We start from the raw sequence: 6,325 nt of genomic DNA, 5'->3' as shown, positions 1-6,325 counted from the left end.
TTCGAGCAGCATGTTGCCAAAGCGCGGGTCGGGTTCGTCGACGCGAACGGTGAACATCAGTTTTTTCACATGGTGGTACATGAGGGGGATCCGCGTTGGAGGAATGTCAGGCGCAAACCTGCGGGAGGTGCGCTTGTTCCTAACCCGCGCAGAGCGATTATCGCGGCCCCATCTTTGCTTCGTTCGCGCGACTCCGCCGACGCGGCGTCGAACAAATTGCCGACTCTTCCCGCGCGTTTGACGCGATGGATTTAGGCCGGGCCGACCCCTTTCGCGGCCTCTCCCGCCGCCGCTGCCGCCAACCCCCCGGAACTTTCGCCGTCTTGATCTCTTGAGACCGTAATCGCGGGAAGGCCATGTCGATCGAATCGGAACTGAAGTTTCGTCTTGCACGCGGCGATGTCGGCGCGCTGTCGCATCTGCGCGTCGTTGGCGCGCAGATCGGCCCGGTCAGCCGCCGCCGTCTGGTGTCGACCTATTTCGATACGCCCAAGCGGAAGCTGCACCGTCACGGGCTTGCACTGCGCGTCCGGCAATCCGGCGAACAATTCCAACAGACGATCAAGACCGCGCCCGGCGGCGGCTTTGCGCGCGGCGAGTGGGAAACGGAGCTGCACGGGGCGAAGCCCGATTTCAGAAAGGCCAAGGGGACGCCGCTGGCGAACCTGGCCAACCGGAAAACCCGTCGCAAGATCCGGCCGGTGTTCCAGACCACGGTCGAGCGCCAAACGCGCCCGCTTTCGCTCGGCGCGAGCGCGATCGAGCTGGCGGTCGACCGCGGCAAGATTTCCTCAGGCCGCCATGCCGAAGCGATTTCCGAATTCGAGCTTGAGCTGAAGAAGGGGCAGGTGCCGGATCTGTTTCGCCTGGCGCGGACCATCGAACGTCGCCTCGGTGCCGAGCTTGATCTGAGCTCCAAGGCCGAACACGGCTATCGCCTCGCCAATGGCGGCGAGCAGCCTGCGATCCACGCCGAACCGGTCGAGCTTTCCGGCAAGATGACGGCGCGCGATGCCTTCAAGGTAATCGGCTATGCGAGCCTGCGGCATTTTTCCGCCAATGCGGCCGGCGTTCGTGCGCTTGATGCCGAAGCCGTCCATCAGATGCGGGTGGGGCTGCGCCGACTTCGGGCGGCGATTTCCCTGTTCGGCGAACTTCTGCCGGGACCGCGCACCGCCGATATCAAGCACGAACTGAAATGGTTGACCGGCGAACTTGCGCCGGCGCGCGAGATCGACGTCTTCCTGGCCGAGCGGATCAAGCCGCTCGGTCGCAGCTCGACGCCGAAACGCGGCTTTCGCGCGCTCGAAAAACATTTCGCCGCGCAGCGGAAGACCGCGTTTCACAAAGCGCGGGCTGCGCTGGCGACGGCGCGTTACCGCCGTCTCTTGATCGACGTGCTCGAATGGCTGGCCTTGCGCGGCGCCGGCGCGCCGGCAGCCGAGACGCCGATCGGCGATTTTGCCGCGGCCCTGATGCAGCGGCGCACGCGCAAGGTCCGCAAGCAGGGCCGGCATCTGAACGAATTGTCGCCGCGCCAGCGCCACAAGCTGCGGATCAAGGTCAAGAAGCTTCGCTATGCCGTCGATTTCTTCGAGGCGCTGTATCCCGCGAAGGCGGACGAAGAGCTTGCGCGGTTTTCCGGCCGGCTGAAGAAAATCCAGGATGCGCTCGGTGCGCTCAACGATTTCCTCGCCCATCGCACCATGGCGGCCGACGCAGCCTTGACGGCGCCGCGCAAGGACCGGCGCGCCCGTGCGTTTGCCTCAGGCTTGTTGGCGGGCCACGAAGAGGAGGCATCGAAAACCCTGCTCAAATCGGCTTCAAGGGAACTTCGCCGCCTGCGTCAGCTCGAAGCCCGGCCGTCCTAGCCGACATCGCCGTCCAGGCCTGCGCTTTCCCGCGAGGACGACAATTTGTCGCTCGCACCATTGTCACGAGGATTTCAGGACTGTCCTGGCACGATGCTGGCTTAGCCGGCGTCTCAGGCCCGATTTGTCGTTTCGCTGCAACTTCCACAAATCCGGCCAACCGAAAGACCGACAAATGATTTTCTCGATAAAACTGTTGTTGGATGCTTTGCGTGGCATCGATCCGCTTAATTTTCTGGCACCGATCTGCCTCGGATTGAGCGCGTGTTTCATGGCACTGCTGGTGGAATTGGAGAAAAGCCGGGCCCGCTGGCGTGAGAGCGCGCAAAGACGGCGGTTGGCATCGCGCGCGGCGCCCGACCTGCAGCGCGACCGCCGGAATTGATGCGGCATCTTGATGCCGCCGATGTGATGGATTCGATACGTTCTGGGCCCTAAAGTGGCGCAGACATTGAATGTCTGATTTGAAGGTGGCCGCGATGCATCGACGGGCATTCCTGAAGTCGTTGACCGGCGCCGGCATCGTTGCCGCATCCGGCGGTTTGCCGGCACCCGCGATCTCGCAACGCGCCGCGGCGAACACCGTCCGCCTGGTTCCGCACGCTGACCTTGCCAACTTCGATCCGATCTGGACCTCGTCCTATATCGCCCGCAATGCCGGCCTTCTGGTGTGGGACACGCTTTACGGCATGGACGCGGGTCTCAAGGTCCAGCGCCAGATGGTTGAAGCGGAAGGGGTTTCGACCGATGGCCTCACCTGGACCTTCCGCTTGCGCGCCGGACTCAAATTCCACGACGGCGAGGCGGTCTTGGCGCAGGACGCGGTTGCCAGCATAAATCGCTGGGCCGCGCGCGACACGTTCGGACAGTCGATCAAGAGCATCGAGCAGGAGCTTGTTGTCGTTGACGATCGCACCTTCCGCTGGGTCCTCAAAAAACCCTATCCGAAGATGCTGCTGGCGCTCGGCAAGATCGCAACGCCCTGCTGCTTCGTGATGCCGGCGCGGATTGCCGCCACCGATCCGTTCAAGCAGATATCGGAATATGTCGGCTCGGGGCCGATGCGCTTCGTGCGCAGCGACTGGGTGCCGGGCGCGCGCTCAGTGTTCGAAAAATTCGCCGATTACGTTCCGCGTCAGGAAGATGCATCCTGGATGGCCGGCGGAAAGCGGATCACCGCAGATCGCATCGAGTGGATCACGATGTCGGATCCGGCAACCGTCGCCGCCGCGCTGCAAAACCGCGAGGTGGACTGGTGGGAGCTTCCGCTTCCCGACCTGATTCCGATGTTGCGCAAGAGCCGCAATGTCGTCGTCGATATCCAGGACCGCTACGGCAATATCGGCGTGCTCTCGATGAACCACCTGTTTCCGCCGTTCAACGATCCGCGCGCCCGGCGGGCGATGCTGATGGCCCTGAACCAGGAAGAATACATGCGCGCCTTCGTCGGCGAGGATGTCAGCATGTGGAAGCTGCTGCCCGGATATTTCACGCCCGGCACGCCGTATTACACCGAGCAGGGCGGCGAAATTCTGAAAGGCGCGCGTCGGCTCGACGAGGCCAAGCGGTTGCTCGCCGCGAGCGGCTATAAAGGCGAGCCGATCGTCTGCATGGCGGCGCAGGACATCGCCAACCACAAGGCATGGGGTGACGTCACCGCGGATCTGTTGAAGCAGCTTGGCATGAACGTGGATTTTGCCGCAGTCGACTGGGGCACCGTGGTGGCGCGCCGCGGCCAGAAGAATCCGCCGGCCAAGGGCGGCTGGCACATGTATCACACCAGCGTCTACGGCGTGGACTGGGTGTTTCCGACCAGTCCGTTCATCCAGGCGAGCGGCACTGCCGTGGTCGATGGCTGGGCGAAGAGTGCGCCGGTCGAAGCCGAGATCGCGGCCTGGTTCGCCGCCACCACGCTCGACGATGAAAAGGCGGCGGCCGGTCGGTTGAACGAAGCCGCGCTGAACGATGTGATGTGCGCGCCGCTCGGCTGGTACAAGCGCTATTATGCCTGGAATCGGGATCTCGCCGGCGTCACCCAGGGACCGCTGCCGTTCTTCTGGGGCGTCAGCAAGACGGCGTGAAGTCTCGCTTGTTCAAAACTGAACATAGCGGATCGGCATGCATGCTTCAGATCGGAGATGCCGACTAAGTTTGAGTAACTTACTTCTGCCGCGCGCGCATGCGGCGCGTGCGTTTGCTCTGCCTTGTTGAGCGAACAACTTACCCCTAGCTTGGTGGAGTTCATCAAAAGCGGGATTCATGTCGCTCGATTCAGCTATCGCATCGCTCTGCAGTCGCGTCGAAGCGATGGCGCCTCAATCCAGGACCGGAGTTAGCCTCGCGAGCAAGGATCGAACCGAGCTGGTGCGCGCCGTCTTTCCCAACTTGCCGCCAACCTTTCAGTCCGCGATCAAAGGGCTTCCGATGCGCCCGCCCTATTTCGGAGCGTGCACGGCGGCAATGGACGGCAATGAAGTGATTACCTCGCACGACCTGACGACAGAAACGCGATTCGACGAACGCTTTGTCCAGTTGTGCATCGGCCATGGCATCCGCGCCTTGCAGTCGCGCCCGGTGCTGGGCCGCGACAGGTTTCCGATCGGGACGTTTGTGATGGGGTATTCCAAGCCCGCCGACGTACGGGACTTTGACATCGCGCTGATGGAGTTCGCAGCGGACGCGATCGGCACGGTGTTGCAGGCGCATTGGGACGGCGCGGCGTGAACATAGCGCGTGAGCAGCCCCGCGGCGACTCTGCCTCGGTGTTGTCTGGCCTACTCGACGTGCATGCCGGACTTGGCGACGACGGATTTGAAGATCGCCAGCTCTCTCTGTTGCCGCGCGGCGAGTTCGGCCGGTGTCGAGGGGATCACCTGCGCGCCGCCTGAGGCGAAGCGCGCTTTCACCTCGGGTGAATTCAGCGCCTTCACGACATCGGCGTTGAGCTTGTCGATGATCGCATCCGGCGTGCCCTTGGGCGCAAACAGCGCCGTCCAGTTCGATGCGTCGACCTCGGCGACGCCTTGCTCGCGCAAGGTCGGCCAGTCCGGATTGAGCGCCGAGCGCGCGGCCGAGGCGATGCCGAGCACGCGCAAGCTTCCATCCTGCAGGTAAGGCGAAACCGAAGAACTGGCCAGGATCGCCAGCGGCACCACGCCTGAGATCAGCGCCTGTACGGCCGGGCCGCCGCCCTTGAACGGCACGTTCTGGAATTTGGTCGCCGTACTCAGAGCGAGCCATTCCAGCACCAGATGCGTGATGCTGCCGACGCCGGGCGTGCCGATGTCGATCCCGCCGGGCTTTGCTTTCGCGGCCGCGATGACATCGGCGACCGAACGATAGGGGCTGTTCTTCGTGGCGGCGAGCACAATCGGCGCGTCGCTGACGCTACTGATCGGCACCAGATCGCGCACGACGTCGTACGGCATCTTCTCCAGCAGCGCCGGGTTCAGCGACACGTCACCCCCGCTCGCCATCACCAGCGTATAGCCGTCCGGATCGGCCTTCACGGCGGCGGACATCGCGATGAGCCCGTTGCCGCCGGACCGGTTCTCGATCACCACCTGATGCCCCCAGACCTCGCCGAGTTTGGCGCCGAGAATGCGCGCGGCAATGTCGGTGATGCCGCCGGGCGCATAGGGAACGAGGATGCGGACGGGTCGCTCGGGATACGCTGGCGCGCCGGAACTTTGCGCATTGGCCGCCGAAGCGGCAACTGCGAACAAAAGCGCGGCTGCGCGGAGGACCTTCAGCATGTCAGTGCGCGAGCGGATCGGGCCGAAGCTGCAGTTTCACCGCGCGCGGGCGATTGGCCGTTCCGCCTTCGAGGTGGAACATCGTGCGCGTGCCGTAGGTCGACCACAGCGCGGTGCCTTTCCAGCCGGCGCCGGCGTCGTCGACCCGTCCGTCGACGTTCTTCGGGAAGAAGCCCATCGGGTAGGGAACGGTGAAATTGACGAACTGGCCGTTGACGATCGCAAGGATCGAGCTGTTGAGGTTGCCCATCACGATCGGCACGTTCTTGCCGAGGCCGAAGGTGTTGAACCAGTCGACCCAGACGTAATAGCTCGCCTCGGCGCTGCCGCCGTCCTCTACGCCGCGGATCTGCGGCCCCGGCAATTGATAGAGCGTCCAGCCTTCCGGGCAGTGCTTGCCGAGCGCCGTCGGCCCATTCAGCACCTTGCACTTGCGGCGGTCGAAGCTGCCGACATGGCCGCTGGAGAGCGCCGCCCAGTACACGCCATCGGCATCGATGTCGCCGCCGCGCGGGCCGTAGCCGGGCAGCGGCGGCTCGTAGATTTCCGACAGCGCCGTCTCTTCCGGGTTTGGCCCGAGCACCGTGCGCACGATCGAGCCGGGATAGCCGATCACCGTTCCCCAGATCGCGCCATCGGTCGGGCTGACCGCGATGGCATATTCGTTGACGGCGATGCGCTTGTCCTTGCCCGGCTGGA

Annotated in this window: 4 protein-coding genes and 1 pseudogene; 3 read left to right on the top strand and 2 right to left on the bottom strand. The window is 64.0% G+C overall.

The window, feature by feature from the left end; all coding sequences use genetic code 11:
* The first annotated feature begins 356 nt into the window (after positions 1-356).
* The 3 genes from VFL62_RS19415 (at position 357) to VFL62_RS19405 (ending at position 4,595) form a co-directional block, all read left to right on the top strand.
* Positions 357-1,871, top strand: a complete 1,515-nt coding sequence (locus tag VFL62_RS19415) for a CHAD domain-containing protein (RefSeq protein WP_325174001.1) — start codon at positions 357-359, stop codon at positions 1,869-1,871.
* Between the two features lie 479 nt (positions 1,872-2,350).
* Positions 2,351-3,952 carry an ABC transporter substrate-binding protein gene (locus VFL62_RS19410; protein WP_325174002.1) on the top strand — a complete coding sequence of 534 codons (1,602 nt, stop codon included), beginning with the start codon at positions 2,351-2,353 and terminating at the stop codon, positions 3,950-3,952.
* Positions 3,953-4,235: 283 nt separating this feature from the next.
* Complete coding sequence (locus VFL62_RS19405; protein ID WP_325174000.1) at positions 4,236-4,595, top strand: GAF domain-containing protein; 360 nt, start codon at positions 4,236-4,238, stop codon at positions 4,593-4,595.
* Positions 4,596-4,645: 50 nt separating this feature from the next.
* Here VFL62_RS19405 and VFL62_RS19400 read toward each other — a convergent pair whose 3' ends face one another.
* Together VFL62_RS19400 and VFL62_RS19395 are read right to left on the bottom strand one after the other, a co-directional pair.
* Positions 4,646-5,626 carry a tripartite tricarboxylate transporter substrate binding protein gene (locus VFL62_RS19400; RefSeq protein ID WP_325173999.1) on the bottom strand — a complete coding sequence of 327 codons (981 nt, stop codon included), beginning with the start codon at positions 5,624-5,626 and terminating at the stop codon, positions 4,646-4,648.
* 1 nt (position 5,627) lies between these two features.
* Positions 5,628-6,325, bottom strand: a pseudogene (locus tag VFL62_RS19395) (carboxypeptidase regulatory-like domain-containing protein); the annotation flags it as partial.

Source organism: Bradyrhizobium sp. (assembly GCF_035701725.1).
Classification (GTDB): Bacteria; Pseudomonadota; Alphaproteobacteria; order Rhizobiales; family Xanthobacteraceae; genus Bradyrhizobium.
This window is presented reverse-complemented; position numbering and strand designations above follow the sequence as displayed.

Coding starts and splice junctions, on each gene's coding strand:
- VFL62_RS19415 (WP_325174001.1), top strand. CDS start 357: ATGTCGATCGAATCGGAACTGAAGTTTCGTCTTGCACGCGGCGATGTC.
- VFL62_RS19410 (WP_325174002.1), top strand. CDS start 2,351: ATGCATCGACGGGCATTCCTGAAGTCGTTGACCGGCGCCGGCATCGTT.
- VFL62_RS19400 (WP_325173999.1), bottom strand. CDS start 5,626: ATGCTGAAGGTCCTCCGCGCAGCCGCGCTTTTGTTCGCAGTTGCCGCT.